Annotated in this window: 18 protein-coding genes and 1 pseudogene; 7 read left to right on the top strand and 12 right to left on the bottom strand. The window is 39.0% G+C overall.

Features of this window, described 5'->3' with window-relative positions; translation table 11 throughout:
* Window positions 1-176: 176 nt before the first annotated feature.
* Together ltaE and I5J82_RS06695 are read right to left on the bottom strand one after the other, a co-directional pair.
* Window positions 177-1,199 carry a low-specificity L-threonine aldolase gene (gene ltaE / locus I5J82_RS06700; protein ID WP_198767172.1) on the bottom strand — a complete coding sequence of 341 codons (1,023 nt, stop codon included), beginning with the start codon at window positions 1,197-1,199 and terminating at the stop codon, window positions 177-179.
* 38 nt (window positions 1,200-1,237) lie between these two features.
* The gene (locus tag I5J82_RS06695) at window positions 1,238-2,005 is read right to left on the bottom strand and encodes a class I SAM-dependent methyltransferase (protein WP_198767171.1); all 768 of its coding nucleotides are present in this window, start codon (window positions 2,003-2,005) and stop codon (window positions 1,238-1,240) included.
* Between the two features lie 145 nt (window positions 2,006-2,150).
* Here I5J82_RS06695 and I5J82_RS06690 point away from each other — a divergent pair, with 145 nt between their 5' ends.
* The 3 genes and pseudogenes from I5J82_RS06690 to I5J82_RS06680 all read left to right on the top strand — a co-directional run.
* Window positions 2,151-4,337 (top strand): MMPL family transporter, encoded by a 2,187-nt coding sequence (locus I5J82_RS06690; protein WP_198767170.1) that lies wholly within the window; start codon window positions 2,151-2,153, stop codon window positions 4,335-4,337.
* 92 nt (window positions 4,338-4,429) lie between these two features.
* On the top strand, window positions 4,430-5,017 hold the full coding sequence (plsY, locus tag I5J82_RS06685; protein ID WP_198767169.1) for a glycerol-3-phosphate 1-O-acyltransferase PlsY: 588 nt from the start codon (window positions 4,430-4,432) through the stop codon (window positions 5,015-5,017).
* Window positions 5,018-5,350: 333 nt separating this feature from the next.
* Window positions 5,351-5,464: pseudogene (locus I5J82_RS06680) on the top strand (YjcZ family sporulation protein); the annotation flags it as partial.
* Window positions 5,465-5,630: 166 nt separating this feature from the next.
* Here the strand turns inward: I5J82_RS06680 and I5J82_RS06675 are convergent.
* Window positions 5,631-6,059 carry a BrxA/BrxB family bacilliredoxin gene (locus I5J82_RS06675; RefSeq protein WP_198767168.1) on the bottom strand — a complete coding sequence of 143 codons (429 nt, stop codon included), beginning with the start codon at window positions 6,057-6,059 and terminating at the stop codon, window positions 5,631-5,633.
* Between the two features lie 58 nt (window positions 6,060-6,117).
* Window positions 6,118-6,789, bottom strand: a complete 672-nt coding sequence (locus I5J82_RS06670; RefSeq protein ID WP_198767167.1) for an NAD(P)H-binding protein — start codon at window positions 6,787-6,789, stop codon at window positions 6,118-6,120.
* 60 nt (window positions 6,790-6,849) lie between these two features.
* Here I5J82_RS06670 and I5J82_RS06665 point away from each other — a divergent pair, with 60 nt between their 5' ends.
* Window positions 6,850-7,914, top strand: a complete 1,065-nt coding sequence (locus I5J82_RS06665; protein WP_198767166.1) for an SDR family oxidoreductase — start codon at window positions 6,850-6,852, stop codon at window positions 7,912-7,914.
* 199 nt (window positions 7,915-8,113) lie between these two features.
* On the opposite strand, the gene I5J82_RS06660 is transcribed toward I5J82_RS06665, so the two are convergent.
* Window positions 8,114-8,794: an MgtC/SapB family protein gene (locus I5J82_RS06660; protein WP_197127872.1), complete on the bottom strand. Its 681-nt coding sequence runs from the start codon at window positions 8,792-8,794 to the stop codon at window positions 8,114-8,116.
* A gap of 209 nt (window positions 8,795-9,003) precedes the next feature.
* On the opposite strand from I5J82_RS06660, the gene I5J82_RS06655 reads away from it, so the two are divergent.
* Together I5J82_RS06655 and I5J82_RS06650 are read left to right on the top strand one after the other, a co-directional pair.
* A complete protein-coding gene (locus I5J82_RS06655; protein ID WP_198767165.1) occupies window positions 9,004-9,339 on the top strand; it encodes a DUF485 domain-containing protein in 336 nt (111 codons plus the stop codon).
* Window positions 9,336-10,877: a solute symporter family protein gene (locus I5J82_RS06650; protein ID WP_198767164.1), complete on the top strand. Its 1,542-nt coding sequence runs from the start codon at window positions 9,336-9,338 to the stop codon at window positions 10,875-10,877. Before I5J82_RS06655 ends, I5J82_RS06650 begins: the two co-directional genes overlap by 4 nt.
* A gap of 314 nt (window positions 10,878-11,191) precedes the next feature.
* On the opposite strand, the gene I5J82_RS06645 is transcribed toward I5J82_RS06650, so the two are convergent.
* The 4 genes from I5J82_RS06645 to I5J82_RS06630 all read right to left on the bottom strand — a co-directional run bounded on the left by I5J82_RS06645 (window position 11,192) and on the right by I5J82_RS06630 (window position 15,572).
* A complete protein-coding gene (locus I5J82_RS06645; RefSeq protein WP_198768936.1) occupies window positions 11,192-12,610 on the bottom strand; it encodes an amino acid permease in 1,419 nt (472 codons plus the stop codon).
* Between the two features lie 129 nt (window positions 12,611-12,739).
* On the bottom strand, window positions 12,740-13,600 hold the full coding sequence (locus tag I5J82_RS06640; RefSeq protein ID WP_198767163.1) for a CvfB family protein: 861 nt from the start codon (window positions 13,598-13,600) through the stop codon (window positions 12,740-12,742).
* A gap of 79 nt (window positions 13,601-13,679) precedes the next feature.
* Window positions 13,680-13,829 (bottom strand): YycC family protein, encoded by a 150-nt coding sequence (locus tag I5J82_RS06635; protein WP_082861366.1) that lies wholly within the window; start codon window positions 13,827-13,829, stop codon window positions 13,680-13,682.
* A gap of 54 nt (window positions 13,830-13,883) precedes the next feature.
* Window positions 13,884-15,572: a formate--tetrahydrofolate ligase gene (locus I5J82_RS06630; RefSeq protein ID WP_198767162.1), complete on the bottom strand. Its 1,689-nt coding sequence runs from the start codon at window positions 15,570-15,572 to the stop codon at window positions 13,884-13,886.
* 179 nt (window positions 15,573-15,751) lie between these two features.
* Between I5J82_RS06630 and I5J82_RS06625 the strand changes: the two genes are divergently transcribed.
* On the top strand, window positions 15,752-16,078 hold the full coding sequence (locus tag I5J82_RS06625) for a 2Fe-2S iron-sulfur cluster-binding protein (RefSeq protein WP_198767161.1): 327 nt from the start codon (window positions 15,752-15,754) through the stop codon (window positions 16,076-16,078).
* A 453-nt stretch (window positions 16,079-16,531) separates the two neighbouring features.
* Here I5J82_RS06625 and I5J82_RS06620 read toward each other — a convergent pair whose 3' ends face one another.
* From I5J82_RS06620 to I5J82_RS06610, 3 genes are read right to left on the bottom strand one after another with little or no spacing between them, the layout of a single operon-like run.
* Window positions 16,532-17,176 carry an HD domain-containing protein gene (locus tag I5J82_RS06620; RefSeq protein ID WP_198767160.1) on the bottom strand — a complete coding sequence of 215 codons (645 nt, stop codon included), beginning with the start codon at window positions 17,174-17,176 and terminating at the stop codon, window positions 16,532-16,534.
* Between the two features lie 2 nt (window positions 17,177-17,178).
* Window positions 17,179-17,478: a DUF6123 family protein gene (locus I5J82_RS06615; RefSeq protein WP_198767159.1), complete on the bottom strand. Its 300-nt coding sequence runs from the start codon at window positions 17,476-17,478 to the stop codon at window positions 17,179-17,181.
* A gap of 52 nt (window positions 17,479-17,530) precedes the next feature.
* Complete coding sequence (locus I5J82_RS06610) at window positions 17,531-18,199, bottom strand: reverse transcriptase-like protein (RefSeq protein WP_198767158.1); 669 nt, start codon at window positions 18,197-18,199, stop codon at window positions 17,531-17,533.
* Between the last annotated feature and the right edge of the window lie 67 nt (window positions 18,200-18,266).

Here is an 18,266-nt window from a genome sequence, read left to right as displayed (position 1 = left end):
CTTTTCTAAGATTGGTGATTTTCCTTTGACTGTTGATTGGAATGGAAATCAACTACTTCCAAAAGCAAAAAAGCTCGGCATAGGACTGCCTTAATAAAACAAAGGATGAGCCTTCTTATAGAGGCTCATCCTTCTACTTGTTCTCTTTGTTTTATCAGATAGAGCTAAAAGTTATGTTACCCTACTACTCGTCTTAGTGCAGAAATCGCATGATTGATATCTACATCACTTACATCGTAATGAGTTGTTAATCGGATCTGGCCTTCACCGAACGATACTGCAAGCACTCCCTCTTGTTTTAGCTTTTCTAAAAATGCTTCATTCTTCTGATCTGTCTTTTCAATATTAACGATTACAATATTTGTTTGTGGATGATTAACTAATGTTAATCCCTTTATATCTTCAATGGCTTCTGCCAACTTTTGTGCTTTATCATGATCTTCTGCTAATCGGTCGACCATCTTTGTTAACGAAATGATACCACTGGCTGCTAAGAAGCCTGCTTGTCTCATTCCCCCGCCTAAACGTTTTCTCCATTTTCTAGCTTTTTGGATAAATTTCTGATCTCCTGCAAGAATTGAACCGACAGGCGAACCTAATCCTTTTGATAAACAGATTTGTACGGAATCACAATATTGTGTAAAATCCTTCACATCCTTGTTTGTTGCTACAACGGCATTAAATAGTCTTGCACCATCAATGTGGACAGGAATAGCTGCATCTTTAGCCACATCATATATGCTCTTCATGTTTTCTAATGAAACAACAGACCCACCTGAACGGTTATGTGTATTCTCAAGACAAATCAACGATGTATCTGGAAAGTGGATATCATCAGAACGAATCGCTTGTCTGACTAAAGCGGGATCCATCTCTCCTCGCGCGCCTGCTATGACTCTTGGCTGAACACCTGCTAATGCAGAGATAGCGGCTCCTTCGTAAAAGAAGATATGTGACTCTGATTCAACGATGATCTCATCTCCAGGTGAACATTGAGCCAGCACTGCCAATTGATTTCCTTGCGTTCCGCTTGTTACAAACAAAGCTGCTTCTTTTCCAGTTATCTCAGCAGCCAGCTTCTCAAGCTTATTTATTGTTGGATCCTCTCCATAAACATCATCACCAACAGTAGCACTATAGATGGCATCTCTCATTTCTTTAGTAGGTTGCGTTAGCGTATCACTTCTAAGATCAATCATGTTCCACCTCATCCGATTTTTTTCGTTGCATAATCTCTCTATAATTCGATCACACCATATAAAAAACTGGCATTTCGTTTTATGACGGAAAACCCTAAGTCATTAAACTTCGTACTTGTTTTGTTGTCTTTCAATACAACTCGTTCGGAAGCTACTCTTTTTGCTTCTTTAATAGATGCTTCAGTTAGTTCACTATAATCAGCACTGCTCTTTAACCCTTGAATACCAGGAGATGAAATCGTTGATTCAAACATCGGATCAAAATAAACCACATCAAAACTGTTATCGGGCTGTTTCTTTAGAAATTCATAATGATTTTCATAGACCACTTCAATTCTTCTCATTGCTTCATTCATTTCTAAGGAGTTAGAATCCCACACTTGAAGACCGCTCTTCACGACAAATGAAATAGCTCTGCTGCTCTCTACTCCAACTACAGCTCCTGAATTCCCTGCTACCAAACTAGCAACGATCGCGTCAGAGGCTAGACCTAATGTACAGTCTAAGATCTTCATTCCCTCTTGGAGCTGAGTCGCTTCTATAAAAGCATCTTTTTCTCCTCGAAGAATCTGTTTAACGCGAAACATCGAAGAATTCGGATGAAAAAAGAACGGTGTGCTGTTGTCTTTTGGGTGAAACGATATTTTGTCCACTCCGATCATAAGAACATGGTCCTTATATTTACTTATCATTGAAGAAATAGATAGACTATCTCTATCCACATACGTCCCGTCAATTGAAATGGCAACTTCTTTCGCTTTATTTCTTAATCGTGTTGCGTTCTTTCCAGCTGTTGTAATGATCATTGTTTTCACCTATCTATTTTTTTATGTAAGTTTCGTATCCATGCTTAGCCTCCTATAAACTTGCATGTAGGGTTACGTATCATTTGCATATCTTATAGAACAAACCTAAAATATTGGAAGATAGAAGTATGAGGAGGCTCTAATCATGAGAAAGGGTTTATCGTTTCAAACCTTAGGAAAGTTTACTTATCGTTTTCGTAAGCTTATTATAACATTTTGGGTTCTAACTACCATTCTCTTAGGCTTTTTTGCTGTTAAGCTTCCATCCATTTTAAGCGGCAGCGGGTTTGAAATGGATGGATCTTTTGCAAAAGTAGAAAACACTCTTCAGGATAAGTTCAATCAGCCAAAATCCTCCGTGATGCTTGTTTTTGATTCTGAAAAATACGCTCCAGAAGATGCTGAGTATAAGGAATTCGTGATGAGCACGATTGATAAAATGGACGGCGTCAAAGACGTTGTCGCTATTCAAAGTCCCTACGATGTTCCAGACAAATCCATAAAAGAGAACGTTTCTTTTGCCTCTGTTCAGTTTGACAAAAGTTTTGGTGATTTAAAAACCTCTATTGATCAAATAAGAGATCGGATGCCAGAAGACAATGAAATCTCAGTTTCATTAACAGGTGGACCCGTAATCGCGGAAGATATGAATACTGCCAGTCAAAATGATCTGGCCAGAGCAGAAGCGATCGGTATACCTGCTGCTTTAATCATTCTTCTGCTCGCGTTCGGCGGTTTGATCGCGGCCGGTTTACCGATCATTGTCGGTTTAATCTCGGTTGCGAGTTCACTTGGCCTTCTTTATTTTTACGGACAAACAACAAATGTGAGCATCTTCTTACTCAATGTTGTTCCAATGATCGGTCTAGCTTTAGGAATAGACTTCGCGCTGCTCCTAGTAAACCGCTTTCGGGAAGAGCTTCATCGCGGTATTGAAAAAGCTACAATACTATCTGTACAAACGGCTGGCCGATCTATCGCCTTCTCAGGTTTATGTGTGTTCTTAGGACTATCTGGCATGTTGTTGATCGATATTGACATCTTTAAAACGGTTGCGATCGGCGGCATGGTCGTTGTAGTCCTCTCCGTTCTGAATGCCATTACGTTCTTACCGGCCATGTTAGCAATTTTAGGACAGCGAGTGAACGCTCTAAAATTGTTTAAGACGAAAGAGAACAGTAAATCCGTTTGGCACACCTTTGCAGCTTTTGTTATGAAACGACCTATAATCATGGCTGTAGTTGCCGCTCTTGCTCTAGGCTTATCTGTTACACCTGTAAAAGACATGAAGCTTTCCATACCAGAAGCCGACGCACTGCCACCCGATTACGAATCGAGACTCGCATTTGAGAAATTTGAAAAAACGTTCGGCGAAGATGAGTTATATCCTGTAACATTAGTGGCTGAATCCGAGAAATCATTTCTTAAAGACGAAGATTCACTCTTAGCTCTCGAAAAACTAATAAAAGATCTTCAAAATGAAAAAGAAGTAAATAAAACGGAATCTATTTTTACGTACACAAATCAATTAAACGGATCAGAACTTTTTCAAGCACTCCAAACCGATCAAGGGAAACAGCAGTTCTCACCTGTTCTGAAACCTTTTATTAATGACGATACTGCTGTGATTAAAGCTTATCTATCAGTTGATGTGACGGGTGATGATGCCAAACAGTTCGTAAAAAAATGGGAGAAAGAACATGAAGGACTATCCATCACAATCGGTGGGGTTACGAAGTTTAATCAAGAGATTTTTGATGAGATCATAGAAAAAGCTCCTTACGGCTTAGCTATCGTTCTTATTACAACACTTTTCATTCTTATGATTGCATTTCGATCTGTTTTCATTCCGGTTAAAGCAATCTTTATGAACATGCTAAGCTTATCCGCTACTTTCGGCATCCTTGTTTGGATCTTCCAAAGCGGTGTCATTATGGAACCTGTTGATATTGGATTGATGATACCCGTCTTCACTTTCGGAATCGTTTTTGGACTCAGTATGGATTACGAGGTGTTTCTGATCTCTAGAATACAAGAGATCTACGAAGAGACAGGAGATAATGATCGTGCTACCCTGCTCGGATTAACTTCCACATCTAAGATCATTACATCTGCTGCAGCAATCATGATTGTCATCACAGGATCATTTGCTTTTACTAATGTCATGCCAGTTAAACAGATTGGTATCGCAATTGCTCTCGCCATATTTATTGATGCAACGATTGTGAGGATGGTCTTCGTTCCGTCGCTAATGAAACTGCTTGGAGACTGGAATTGGTGGATGCCATTCATAAAGAGAAATGAGAAAAAAAGAAGCGGCACCCTTTCTTAAGGGATGCCGTTTTTTATAAAAGTAATTGTGGGAAAACCAAACATTATATCCTATAATAAAACTAGCTAGTCTCATATTTAAGGGGTGTTCATATGTTTGAAATCATCATTATTCTTTTACTTTCTTATTTACTCGGCTCGATCCCCTTTGCACTCTTAGTTGGAAAAATTGGATATGGCATTGACATTAGAGAACATGGAAGCGGAAACTTAGGCGGTACGAACACATTTCGAACATTAGGAAAGAAAGCTGGTTTTATCGTTTCAGCAGCTGATGTTTTAAAAGGAACACTAGCTGCAAGCTTGCCTATATTGCTGGATGTGGATCTTCATCCTCTCATTGCAGGAGTACCTGCTGTTATTGGGCATTGTTACCCCGTGTTCGCAAAATTTAAAGGCGGTAAAGCAGTTGCTACTTCTGGTGGCGTCTTATTATTCGCTCAACCGTTATTGTTTGTACTCGTCTTGTTCACTTTCTTTTTAACATTATACATAAGTAAATACGTTTCTCTATCGTCCATCATGGCTGGAGTTGGCTCAGTGGTACTAAGCTTTTTCATTGCAGGTGATTGGCTGACAACGTATATCTTAATCGGTTTTACACTTTTCTTAGTCTATAGACATAGACAAAACATTGTAAGAATCGCTAAGAAAACAGAGCCTAAAGTAAAATGGATCTAAGAATCGTTCTTTTAATAGAACGGTTCTTTTTTTATGGATTAATTAAATCGTTATTATACAGATGATGTTCAATTATCAAGGACAAGGTTGACTTCCCACCTTTTTCTTAGGGTTTTCTGATAAAAGTCGAAAAATAGGCTCTTCTCCTAAAAAAGTACAGGCGATTTCACTAAAAACTCCGCATTTGTCCGTGTCCGTTTAGGTGTTTCGGTCATATGGTGTAATGTGACGTTGACCTAGACTTAAATATTTGGAGGGACTGAAATGGAAAATAAAAAAATGAATATGCCTTATGGTGACAATATGAACATCAACATGAAACCGGTAGCGAACATGCCGATTCATCATGGTGATTATCATGGTGGAGGTTATGGTGGCTATGGACACGGATGCGGCTTTTTAATTATTGTTGTTCTATTCATCCTGTTGATCATTATCGGTGCTACTGCGTTTCATTGTAAAGAAGAAGAATACGACTGTGACGAATCTTCCTCTTCATCTTCATCTTCATCCTCATCTCATTAAGTCATCATATCTAAAAAAAGAAAGAGAGAAGCAGATCAGCTTCTCTCTTTCTTATTGTTTATAGTTCCCTTTATACGAGATGTAGTGATTAACAATGCTCATCATATGCCCCGAGAAGATTCTCAAGAATCTCTTCAGGTGCATGATTTTCAATGTTATGACGATGAATAAAATGAACGACTTTTCCATTTTTTAATACAGCCATCGAAGGAGAAGAGGGTGGAATCTCTCCAAAAAATTCTCTCATTTGAGCTGTCGCTTCTTTATCTTGGCCAGCGAAAACAGTCACAAATTGGTCAGGTTTTACCGTATGGTTTAAAGATGCAACGGCAACCGGACGAGCAAGACCAGCCGCACATCCACAAACAGAGTTGATTACGACTAGTGCAGTACCTTCTGTTTCTTGCATAAAATAATTTACTTCTTCGGGTGTCTTTAATTCTTCAAATCCAGCACGCGTTAGTTCGTCTCTCATCGGCTGAGCCATCTGTTTCATATATTCTTCATAAGCATTCATGTTATATTCCTCCTGAAAACGATTCATTTACATACAATGTTATTATAGCGTAAACAGACTAGCTTTTTAAAATGTTTCTGCTTATCTCATGAATCTTCTTGTTCTCAATAATCTTTACTGTTTCATTGCGGGTGTTAAAAGCTTCTTGTATCATCACTCTTGCAACAGAACTTGATTCAACCGGTTCATATTTACTAGGATAGATAAAAGGCAGAGCCTTATATAGTTTTTCAGCAAATCTTTCTCCAAACCTGAACTCTTCCCGATCCCCTAATAATAAAGACGGCCTAACGATCGTCAAAGATGGGATGTCCATCGAGATCAACTGAGACTCCATACTACCTTTTACTCGATTGTAAAAAAACGTAGACTTTGCATGAGCACCCATAGCTGAAATAACAGAAACATGCTGTATATTTAACTTGTGAGCAAGTTTTCCTAATTTAATTGGAATATGTAGGTCTACTTCTTCAAATGCTTTTTTTGATTTTACTTTATTCATCGTTGTACCGATACAGATGAACATGACATCTGCTTCGGCAAGTTCTATGCTGTAATCAGATGATGTAAAATCAAATATAACTTCTTTTATCTTTTCATGCTTTATTCCAGAAGACTTTCTAACTAGCAAAATGATCTCTTTACACAAAGGATCAATCAATAATTGCTTTACCACTTCTTTTCCTACTAATCCGCTTGAGCCTGCAACAATAACTGTTTTCTTATTCATGTGTTACGGTCCTTTCTGATACTAATAAACTAATCTTATCATGAGCTGAGGTGTATATGGATGAACCATACCTATTTTATCACCGGTTACCCAGGATTTATAGCTTCTAAGCTTGTAAGTGCTCTTCAGATAAAGTATCCTTCGTCTACTTTTTATTTATTAATTTTAAAGCATGAACGAGAAATTGCGGAGCGAAAATTGGGACCGCACCTCAAAAACGTTCATCTAATTGAAGGAGATATTACAAAACACGATCTCGGTCTAGCTTCTAACATGGTTGAAGATCTATATGAACGTGTTACTCACTGCGTACATCTTGCAGCTCTTTATGATCTAACCGTTGCTTATGAACCTGCTTATCTCTGCAATGTGATTGGTACCAAAAACGCCTTAGATTTTGTTAGGAAATGTAAGAAGTTAAAGCGTTTTTGTTATTTTAGTACAGCTTACGTTTCCGGAGATGAAAAAGGAATGATCATGGAAAATGACATATGCATGCCTAGTCAATTTCGTAATTATTATGAACAGACAAAACACGAAGCAGAAATACTTGTTAGGGATATGATGAATGAACTGCCGATAACGATTATCCGACCTGGTATTATTGTAGGTGATTCAAAAACAGGAGAAACTCTTAAGTTTGACGGTCCTTATTTTATGATGCAGTTCATAAAGCGGCTAGCAAAATTCCCTATTCCCTATATTGGAAGGACAACTTCTAAGATTCATCTTGTTCCAGTAGATTTTATTATCGATGCTTCATTGTTTCTCATGCACAATTCTGTTGGAAAATCCAAAACGTATCATGTGCTTAGTCCAGATTCGCCTTCTATAGAGGAAGCATATACTCTTTTGTGTCAGGAGCTTTCAGGAAAAAAACCAAGCTGGACGTTGAATAGAAGAATAGCCGAACGATGTTTATCCATTTCATATGTTTCGAAGTGGCTCGGTGTCCCGCTTGAAACTCTTTCTTATTTTTCTCATGATGCCATATATGATACTTCACAACTCATAAATGATCTTGTAGAGTCAGGAATTACTTGTCGGCCGTTTGAAGAGTATGTAGGATCAATGGTTCAATATTATAAAAGCAATGCTCATGACAAGAACTTGATAAGATATTAAAAAAAGGGTGACATGTTCAGTCACCCTTTTCCCTATACTAATTTATTATCCTTACAAATGAAACTGACTTTGAGTGTATTTTTCAAGCGGTATGATGCCCACTCTTAACCTTTCTGCTCTAACTTGGCAGGATGAAACGAGCACTGTTTACCATGTATGGGATGCATCCAAAGCATGTTCGTTAGACACATAACCTAAATCAACCAAGTGTTTCAATCTCTACACTACGAATCCCATCAATCTTTTTTACATCATCATATAAATCGGTGGTATACCTTTTTTCATAGATGGAGGCTGCCATCTCCATTTTTTTGTAGTCATTCTCAAGATCCTTTATTCGAACATTCACGATTTTTACTTTCAGCTCATTGATTTCTTTCATCACATCGCTCATGATCGTGTCTGGATTAACGACTAATTTTAACTTAATATCAATCTGCCTTAATGCTTTAGGACCGATCCATTTCATGATTAGAGGAATCAGTTCGACACTGATAAGAATTAAAAAAGCACCTGCAGCAGCCTCTTTATAAAAACCCGCTCCGGCGGCAATTCCTAGTCCTGATGCTCCCCATATCATTGCTGCTGTTGTTAGTCCTGATATCACATCGTTGCTTCTCCTTAAAATAACACCTGCTCCAAGAAAGCCAATCCCACTAACAATCTGAGCTGCTAAACGCATAGGGTCCATGACCGTCTGACCAGATAAAAGTGAAAATTGTCTAGCAGATTCTATGCTAACAATCGTGAGCAAACAACTGCTGATGGAGATAACAAGGCTCGTTTTAAGACCAACGGGTTTATTTTTCAACTCCCTCTCTATACCGATGATCAATCCGAAGAATGCCGACATTCCAAGTTTAACTAAGACAAGACTCATGATGTTTACACCTCTCTCCTGTTTTTGCCCTTATTTAATAATACGCAAATCATCGCATTAAATCCTTCTAACTTCAAGAACGATTCCCGTTGAATCATAACGTTCCTCCGTATATAATAGAAGTTGATTTTATCAGAAAATAAAGATTATTCAGTAAAAGGAGGTGTAATGATTAACTATCATTCATTTTAATAAGAGGAGGAAATGCATTGTTACCAAAAAAACAGCAAAATTTTGAACACTCAAGTTACAGCGAAGTCGTTAACACGAACCAATTTCAGCAATTAATGGCTGAGAAAAAACGTTTCATCCTGCCAATGACCGTGTTTTTTTTACTGTTTTATTTCAGCCTTCCTATCCTAACAGCTTACACAGATGTATTAAACCGTAAAGCGGTCGGAGATATTACATGGGCTTGGATCTTTGCATTCGCTCAGTTCATCATGACGTGGGCTCTGTGTATGATCTATACGAAACGAGCAAAGCGCTTTGACGAACTCGCTGAAAAAGTTGTAGCAGATATGGATAAGGAGGCTTCCTCATGAATGGTACAGCATTTTCTTTGTTTTTAGGAATCGTCGCTCTTACTTTAGTCATTACCTATTTTGCTTCTAAGAAAACAAAAACAACGAGTGACTTCTACACAGCAGATGGCGGATTGACCGGAATGCAAAATGGTCTTGCCATTGCCGGAGACTATATGTCAGCAGCATCGTTCCTGGGAATTGCGGGCACGATTGCTCTATCTGGTTTTGATGGCTTTTTTTACAGCATCGGTTTTCTTGTGGCATATTTAGTTGTTCTATTCTTAGTGGCTGAGCCTCTTCGAAATCTAGGGAAATATACGATGGCTGATATGATCGCTGCGAGGTTTAATGATAAAAAGGTTCGCGGTGTTGCAGCACTGAATACGATGGCGATCTCCACATTTTATATGGTCGCTCAATTAGTAGGTGCTGGAGCCCTCATCAAACTTTTACTAGGTATTGAGTACATATATTCTGTACTTATCGTTGGTGTTCTCATGACGGTTTACGTTGTTTTCGGTGGGATGACAGCAACATCATGGGTACAAATCGTAAAAGCTATACTATTGATGCTCGGTACGTTTATCATCTCTGTCATGGTGTTCGCTAAATTTGGTTTCAGCTTTACAGAAATGTTCAATCAAGTAAAAAACGCCACTCCTCTAGGCGAATCGTTTTTGAACCCAGGTAATAAATTTAAAGACCCGCTTGATACGATCTCCTTAAATTTAGCACTTGTATTAGGAACAGCCGGACTTCCCCATATTCTTATCCGTTTCTTTACGGTAAAAGATGCTCCTACTGCTAGAAAATCGGTCGTTTACGCAACTTGGTTGATTGGAGCTTTTTACATCATGACGATCTTTTTAGGCTTTGGTGCCGCAGCTTTTGTTGGACAAGATCAGATTGTAGCTGCTAATGCTGCAGGAAATATGGCTGCTCCACTATTAGCAGAAGTACTGGGAGGAGAGTTTTTATTTGCTTTTGTTTCAGCTGTTGCATTTGCTACTATTCTTGCAGTCGTAGCAGGACTCGTATTATCAGCTGCTTCTGCTTTTGCTCATGACTTTTATACACATATCATCAGAAAAGGTCATGCTTCAGAAAAAGAACAGATGAAAGCCGCAAAGTGGGCTTCAGTTGGCGTAGCGATCGTATCCATCATATTGGCATTATTCGCTCAAAAATTAAATGTTGCATTCCTAGTATCTCTCGCCTTTGCTGTAGCAGCTAGCGCGAATCTTCCTATCATCCTTTTAACGATATTTTGGAAGCGCTTCAATACAGCAGGTGCCGTAACAGGAATGTTAGTCGGACTCATAAGTTCACTTGTTTTGGTTATGATCTCACCTAGTGTCTGGTCTCCTGTAGAAGGAGCCGCAATTCTTACTGGAGAAGCAATTTTTCCACTGGCTAATCCAGGAATCGTATCCATTCCACTTGGATTTTTAGGCGCTATCATCGGAACGATGCTATCTAAACCATCTGACGTTGATAAGTTTAATGAAATCTTAGTAAAAGCAAATACAGGGTCTGGCCTTCGTAAAGGTGCATAATGATAAAAGGCTGTTTTGGTATTCATTGTTGTTTTTGAAAGTAGTTGATTTCCGTTGCAGATGCTCGCTTTCCGCGGGGCAGGCGGTGAGCCACATTCGTACGTTTCACGTATAAGTGTCTCACCTGCCCAGTTATGCTCCTTGCTTCTGCGTCTACAAGTTAAAGCTACCGTAGTTTGCTTCCTCGTCGCATGCCTTGCAAGAAGGATCTCAGGTGGTAGGCACGCACCTTCCACTACAATCAAAAGTCTAAAAAGGAAAAAAACTTAAAAGCAACAATCTTTCAGAAAACAACTTTATAAAAAAACCGGCTATTATTCAGCCGGTTTTTTGATGGATTCCGTTTGTTTAGGAACAAAAGGGTAAAACAATATTCCAGAGGCAAGTAAGGCAATTCCGAACATAAAGGTTTTGAGGTCTGCTGTTCCTGCATAGATGACCCAAAACGAATAGATGGCAGCAATAGCAGCAATGATTCCATCTGACGTTCGGTTCCTCCCGGATTTTTCATACGTCTCACCTCTCATAACGAGCTTCAACTGATAAAGAGATGCGAACAAGTATGGAACGAGAAAAGCTAATGTCGCAATAAAAATCATAAAATCAAAGGCAGACGCCATCGACTGAGATATAACAGAAAACAAGAAAAGCTGTGTACAAAGGTTCGTGATCCAAAGAGAGAAAACCGGTGCGCCTTTTTTGTTCTCTTTCAAAAAGTTTGCAATAAACATTCGTTGCTGTGCTGCTTGAAAAGGGACTTCGGCGGAAAGTAAAACCCAACCTACAGTCGCTCCCAATAGTGATACCACCCCTAAGACAGCCATGATCATACTGCCAGATGGTCCTATAGCTGCCATCAATGAATCAACAAGTGGTTTTTGAGAGTTGATTAATTCCTCTTGCTGCAATGTTCCCATGACTAACAAAGTAATACTTAAATACAAAGCTAATGCGATAACTAGTCCAAGGATCGTTGCTTTTTTTACATCGCTTTTCTTTTTAGCACGCGTCGCAAAAACAACGGCAGATTCTACCCCTACAAATGCCCAAAGTGTTGCGATCGCAGCGTTATTTATCTGTGATAGAAAGCCTGATGTTACGCCACCTTCACTCTCGATCGGTTCATAAAAAGGAACGAGATTGCTGCTTTGGAATGCAAATAGACAAGCAAGTATAAATAGTAAAAATCCTAAAACTTTTGCCAAAGTAGCAATAAAGTTTACCTTTCCTGCACCCTCTATACCGTTTAGAATCAAAAAGTGTACGCTCCACAAAAGAATAGAACAGATAATAAAGGTGATGACTCCTCCTACTTTCACAGAGGTTCCCATCACGGTGAATAAAATCTTTCCGTTCGTCATAACAGGAAAAAAAGTAGAAAGATAACTTGCAAACGTGGTGATGATTGCTACATTTCCTGACCAGTTTGCCACCCAATATCCCCAGCTTACAAGGTATCCTGCTAATAGTGAGGATTGAGAATCCTCTTTAAACAGGGCCTTCGCATAGTTTTGAGGTCCTCCATTTAATTCCGGTTTTCTTAAACTCAGATTTCCGAAAACAAGGGCTGTCATTAACACACCAAAACCTGTAATCAGCCAGGCTGTTAATACACCAGATGGACTTGCTACTTCTGCTAATGATCGGGGTAACATGAAGATACCCGATCCTACCATATTTCCTACTACGAGAGCTGTTAAAACCCAAAAACCTAGATTTTTTTTCAAAGTGATTCCACCTTTCTCTACGCTTATTTTACCCAATGAAGGACATTGCAAATCCTGATGTTCAATGGGCTATAAAGTCTTTAAGAAAAGTAAGAACCAAAAAACAAGAAAAGAACCTATAACAGGTTCCTCTCCTTAGATTTGCAGATATGTTTTTCCGTCTTCTTGAATGATTTTTTCTTCTTTCATAAGCTTACCGAGGGCACGTTTGAATGCCGCTTTACTCATCTGAAAAGTCTCTTTGATCTCTTCTGGAGATGACTTATCTGTAAGAGGCATCTGCCCTTTATTTTCTCTTAAATATTGATAGATGCGTTCAGAATCCTCATTGTACGCGATCTCCTTTCTTGCTCTCATCGATAAGTTCATTCTTCCATCTTCCCGAACGAATGCTACACGCGCTCCAAGCTTCTGCCCAAGACGTGGCTTCACCTTTAACTCATCGTTATGAATGAATCCGATGTGCTCTGACTCAGTAAACAAGAGTACGCCCGCTTCATTTATCTTATACACATATCCTGACGTTTGTTGATTAAACATTTCTTCTGTTGCCGCTTGTGCTTGTTCTACCATCTCTTCTTCCGTAGCTAAGTCAGCAAATATGCGGCCTTTTTTATCCAACTTCATCCCAGAATATACACGGTCGCCAAGATGCGGCCATTCATCCCATGATTCTGGAAGATCGTCTTTTGATAATAGAATATCTTTTTTAATGCCGATATGAAGAAATACCCCTAATTTCCGATTCACGCCTGCTACTTCTAGCCAAGCTAATGTATCGAGACGAACCTTTGGAATGGTTTCCGTCGCAGCAAGTCTTCCTTCATGATCTTGATATAAAAAGACTTCTACCATGTTTCCTTCTTCATGTTTGCTCTTTGCTTCAGCCCGATGTAAAAGCACTTCTTTGCCATCTTCAAGATCTAGTACATAGCCTAGATCAGAAACTCTAACAACTTTAAGTGTATACACTAAACCAGGTTTTTTTGTTTCCATATTTTCATTCCTTTTTTTAAAAGATAGATAATAAAAAAGAAAAAACCTACATAGTAGGTTTTCGCCTTCTTGTTCTTAATTATTCATCCTTATTTTCTTTGGATGCTTCCAATTCCATCAGCTTTTTAACTAAAATATGCTGAGGCATATGCATCAACTGTTCGAGTGGCACGTTTAGCGCTTTAGCTAATTTCACCGCAGTATCAGCTGAAAGTTGTAATGGTTTCATATGCATCCCTCCTACAGAAGTATAGCAGTTTATAAGGATACTTTACACTATTTCTTAAAATAGTCCTACTGCTTTCCCGTCTTCTGATACATCCATGTTGTTTGCTGCCGGAACTTTAGGCAGTCCTGGCATTGTCATCACATCACCTGTAAGAGCTACGATAAACCCAGCTCCGATCGAAGGTTTTAGTTCTCTTATCGTAATCGTAAAATTTTCTGGACGGCCGAGTTTTTTTGGATCATCTGAGAAGGAATATTGAGTTTTAGCCATACAGACCGGCAATTGATCCCACCCAAAATCAGTGTACTGCTTCATTTGTTTTACAGCTTTTGGTGAGAACTGTACTTCACCTGCTCCATATACTTTTTTACAGATCGTCTCTATTTTTTCTTGTAGTGAAACGTTCAGTTCATAAAGAGGTTTATAGTTATTCTCTTCTGTTTCAATGGTTTCTAACACCCTATTTGCCAATGCTTCTCCACCTTGTCCGCCTTTAGCCCAAACATCAGCTTCTTCGGCAGCAACACCTTTTCTATTGCACCAATCTTTTATGAAAGCAACCTCTTCGTCTGTATCGGTCACAAATTTGTTGATAGCTACAACAACAGGAACCCCAAATTCTTTCAACGTTTCTAAATGCTTCTCAAGGTTAGGCATTCCTTTTTGCAGAGCTTCTAAGTCAGGGTTCTTCAAATATTCTTTTGCAAGACCGCCATGCATCTTAAGCGCTCTTACAGTAGCAACAATAACAACTGCGCTTGGATTGATACCAGCATATCTCGCTTTAATATCTAAGAACTTCTCCGCTCCAAGATCAGCACCGAATCCAGCTTCTGTAACCACCATCTCACCGAGTTTAGATGCCAATTTTGTCGCGATAACACTGTTACAGCCATGAGCAATGTTTGCGAACGGCCCACCATGAACAAGTGCTGGCGTATTTTCCAATGTTTGTACGATATTCGGTCGAATCGCATCTTTTAAAAGTAATGTAAGAGCACCATGAGCATTCAGATGTCCTGCTGTTACGGGCTGATTGTCGTAATTAAACGCGACTACCATCCTTGAAAGTCTCATTTTCAAATCTTCTAGATCGTTTGCCAAACAGAAGATCGCCATCACTTCTGACGCTACTGTAATATCGAATCCGTCCTCTCGGGGAACACCTTGAACGGGTCCGCCTAAGCCGATAACGATCTTTCTTAATGCTCGATCATTCATATCTAATGCACGCTTCCAAACGATTCGGCGTGGATCTATGTTCAATTCATTTCCTTGGTGTATATGGTTATCAATCAATGCTGCTAATGCGTTATTAGCAGTCGTAATGGCATGCAGGTCTCCTGTAAAGTGAAGATTAATATCTTCCATCGGCATCACTTGAGAGTATCCTCCACCTGCTGCACCACCTTTAATACCCATGCTAGGGCCAAGTGATGGTTCACGTAAAGCGATAATCGTTTTCTTTCCAACACGGTTGAGTGCTTGTCCAAGTCCCACGGTTACCGTCGACTTGCCTTCTCCTGCCGGTGTTGGACTAATTGCTGTTACTAAGACTATTTTTCCATCTTCAACATTCTGAAGCTTTTGAAACAGATCTAATGATAGCTTTCCTTTGTATCTTCCATAAGGCTCCCAATCATCTTCTTCAATTCCTAGTTGTCCTACAATTTCTTCGATTCGCAGCATTTTCGCTGATTGGGCAATCTCGATATCACTCTTGAACGTAACCTTTTCTAGCATGTTGATTTAACCCTCCATCATATGTAATTGACTCCACCCTCTATTGTATATGAAACAAGTATGTGATGCGATTAGTTTTTCTATTACAACTTTTAATCATGTAGTTTACTTGGTAAGAGGTTATCGTATAATAAGAATGGAAAGAAATACTAAGTGTTCATCTTAAGGAGGCAGGTAAAATGGCAAGAATTGATGTGCGTGGATTTGGTACATATGAGATTGAGAATGGCAAAAAACTTGTAAATGCACTTGAAGACAATGGAATTGATATCCTTCACCGCTGTGGAGGCAAAGCGAAATGTACAACATGCCGAGTGGAAGTATTGTCAGGAGACTTAGGACCGATCGGAGAAAATGAAGCTAATATTATCGCCACGAAGGGTCTATCAGGAAATGTAAGATTATCATGCCAGATTTGTGTGAGTAAAGATGCATCGATCAACCCTGTTCTTACTGTAACATCAGAAGGATTAGACGCAGGACCTCGACCAGCAGAAGAGTGTTAAAAATAAATTAAAGGCTGTTTTCTTATATTATGGATGCTCTATGAAAGTAGTTGATTTCCGCTCACACTAGCTCGCTTTCCATGGGGCGAACGGTGAGTCTCCTGCCGCTTTGCACCATTAGGAGTCTCCACCTGTCTAGTTGCAGTGGCAAGCCCCTTGAGATCAAAAGTTTAACGGTCAAGAAGGCAAAGTGCGCCTTCCTCGCCCATCCAACTTTTGCTTGTCGGGGCTGAACGTGCCACTTTCACTTTTCAGACCTTCCGCTCGTCCAATAGGAGTCGGCAATCTTACGCTTCAATCAACTTGCATAGGAAGAGAAAAATAAACATTCAAAAGCAACATTCTTTAGTTTAGATTCTAACTAAAAAAGGCCATTATTTTGGCCTTTTTTTAATGCGGATTATTCAGCTTGAAATTACATGAGAGAATCTGCTTCTCGTCCATACTACTTACTCACTTTCTGCCTTCCCACTCCTCAAAAAATTGCTCTAGGAAGTTCTCTAGAAACGCATGCCGGTCATCTGCTAGTTTTTTTGCATAAGGTGTATTCATCCCATGCTTTAATTTTAATAATTTCTCGTAAAAGTGATTAATAGCTGTACTTCTTTCATTACGATATTGCTCTTTTGTCATCGTTTCTCGAACGGGAATCTCAGGATCATACATCAATTGCCCCTTCGCTCCGGAATACGCGAATGTTCTTCCGATTCCTATAGCTCCAATCGCGTCTAAGCGATCTGCGTCCTGTACGACCTTACCCTCAATAGAGTCCATCTCTTTCCCGTTACCGCCTTTAAATGACATCGTAGAGATGATAGACAAAATGTGCGTGATGTATGATTTTTCCACAGAAATGGATTCTAACCATTGTTTCACTTCTTTTAGACCTTCTTCTTCCGTTCCAGCAATTTTTTCGTCAGCTATGTCATGTAAAAGTGCAGCCATCACACAAACAAAATGGTCTGCATTTTCTTTTTCTGCAATGTTCAGAGCTAGATTTTTAACACGATAGATGTGATACCAATCATGACCACTGCTCTCATTTCTTAACTTATCTTTTACAAACTTCTCTGTCTGTTTCATCATTTGTTCTTTCATACTTACCCCACTGTACAAGTTTGTTTTCTTTCGTTGTTGGTTTGTAGCCGATCTAGTAGTTCATACGCTTTTTTCTTTGAGGTGATATTTTCGCTAACTAAAGACTCTAATATGGCTATAAAGTAACTTCCATCAAAAGATAATTGTTTAATTAATGTAACTTCTAAAGCGATTTTCACTTGAGGTTCACTTGCGTCCGTGTAATGTCTTCCGAAATCCACAAAGTGAAGGTCTCCATCACTAAGACGGAAGCCTTTTGAAGCTAATAATGATATATAGTCGTCTAGAACGTTCTCATTCATGTCTACCTCAACCCCAAAATCAAAAGATTCTAGTAAATTGTACCAGTTATATTCAGGAATTATCAATGACTTCTTTCTTCGCCTTTATGATTTTTCCGTTTAATGCTTGTGTTACGAGATGATCGGCATCTTTGTTCTTGTTTCTAGCCACCCATTGATAAACAGGTTCGATCTGAAGTTTCTTAAATAGTGTTTCGATTTTGTCTGCCCAGTTCTGGAGGTTACTTTCATAACAAGGCCATTCACCTTTGAGCTGCTCGATGACAACCTTTGAATCTCCTTGAATTCTAACTTCTTCATATTGGACTCCAAGTTCTTCAAGTTCTTTTACAGCAATCCACAATGCAGCATACTCTGATTCATTATTTGATTCAATATTGGTTAGACTCGCGTTCTTTTTAATACGATAGGTTATATCGTTTTGAGAGAAATGAATAATAATACCTTGACCACTTGTTCCCGTCTCTGACTTGAAACCTCCATCAAAATAAATGGAAATATCTTTTGGTTCTTCTTTTTTCACTTGGGTTAATTTAGTCAGCTCTTTCTTCGTCCACGTCACACCTTTCGTATCGATAAAGATCATCTCAGATACTCTTCCAGTCTTCTCTATATCAGTTGCCGTAAAAAGTGCCTCTGCTAACGACATAGGATCAGATACAAATCGAACCTTTAATGGTGATTTTGGATGTTTGTACATATACTCTATTGAGAAGTTCATAGTAATCTCCTTTTTGTTTTTTATAAAGTCCTTTATAATACGAATATATTCATATAGAGGAGAGACG

This window comes from Fictibacillus halophilus (assembly GCF_016401385.1).
Classification (GTDB): domain Bacteria; phylum Bacillota; class Bacilli; order Bacillales; family Fictibacillaceae; genus Fictibacillus; species Fictibacillus halophilus.
The sequence above is the reverse complement of the archived record's forward strand: the minus strand, read 5'-3'. Positions and strand labels throughout refer to the sequence as shown.

Bases quoted from the DNA above. Each gene is read 5' to 3' on its own strand.
- ltaE (WP_198767172.1), bottom strand. From the start codon at position 1,199: ATGATTGATCTTAGAAGTGATACGCTAACGCAACCTACTAAAGAAATG.
- I5J82_RS06695 (WP_198767171.1), bottom strand. From the start codon at position 2,005: ATGATCATTACAACAGCTGGAAAGAACGCAACACGATTAAGAAATAAA.
- I5J82_RS06690 (WP_198767170.1), top strand. From the start codon at position 2,151: ATGAGAAAGGGTTTATCGTTTCAAACCTTAGGAAAGTTTACTTATCGT.
- plsY (WP_198767169.1), top strand. From the start codon at position 4,430: ATGTTTGAAATCATCATTATTCTTTTACTTTCTTATTTACTCGGCTCG.
- I5J82_RS06675 (WP_198767168.1), bottom strand. From the start codon at position 6,059: ATGAATGCTTATGAAGAATATATGAAACAGATGGCTCAGCCGATGAGA.
- I5J82_RS06670 (WP_198767167.1), bottom strand. From the start codon at position 6,789: ATGAATAAGAAAACAGTTATTGTTGCAGGCTCAAGCGGATTAGTAGGA.
- I5J82_RS06665 (WP_198767166.1), top strand. From the start codon at position 6,850: ATGAACCATACCTATTTTATCACCGGTTACCCAGGATTTATAGCTTCT.
- I5J82_RS06660 (WP_197127872.1), bottom strand. From the start codon at position 8,794: ATGAGTCTTGTCTTAGTTAAACTTGGAATGTCGGCATTCTTCGGATTG.
- I5J82_RS06650 (WP_198767164.1), top strand. From the start codon at position 9,336: ATGAATGGTACAGCATTTTCTTTGTTTTTAGGAATCGTCGCTCTTACT.
- I5J82_RS06640 (WP_198767163.1), bottom strand. From the start codon at position 13,600: ATGGAAACAAAAAAACCTGGTTTAGTGTATACACTTAAAGTTGTTAGA.
- I5J82_RS06635 (WP_082861366.1), bottom strand. From the start codon at position 13,829: ATGAAACCATTACAACTTTCAGCTGATACTGCGGTGAAATTAGCTAAA.
- I5J82_RS06630 (WP_198767162.1), bottom strand. From the start codon at position 15,572: ATGCTAGAAAAGGTTACGTTCAAGAGTGATATCGAGATTGCCCAATCA.
- I5J82_RS06625 (WP_198767161.1), top strand. From the start codon at position 15,752: ATGGCAAGAATTGATGTGCGTGGATTTGGTACATATGAGATTGAGAAT.
- I5J82_RS06620 (WP_198767160.1), bottom strand. From the start codon at position 17,176: ATGAAAGAACAAATGATGAAACAGACAGAGAAGTTTGTAAAAGATAAG.
- I5J82_RS06615 (WP_198767159.1), bottom strand. From the start codon at position 17,478: ATGAATGAGAACGTTCTAGACGACTATATATCATTATTAGCTTCAAAA.
- I5J82_RS06610 (WP_198767158.1), bottom strand. From the start codon at position 18,199: ATGAACTTCTCAATAGAGTATATGTACAAACATCCAAAATCACCATTA.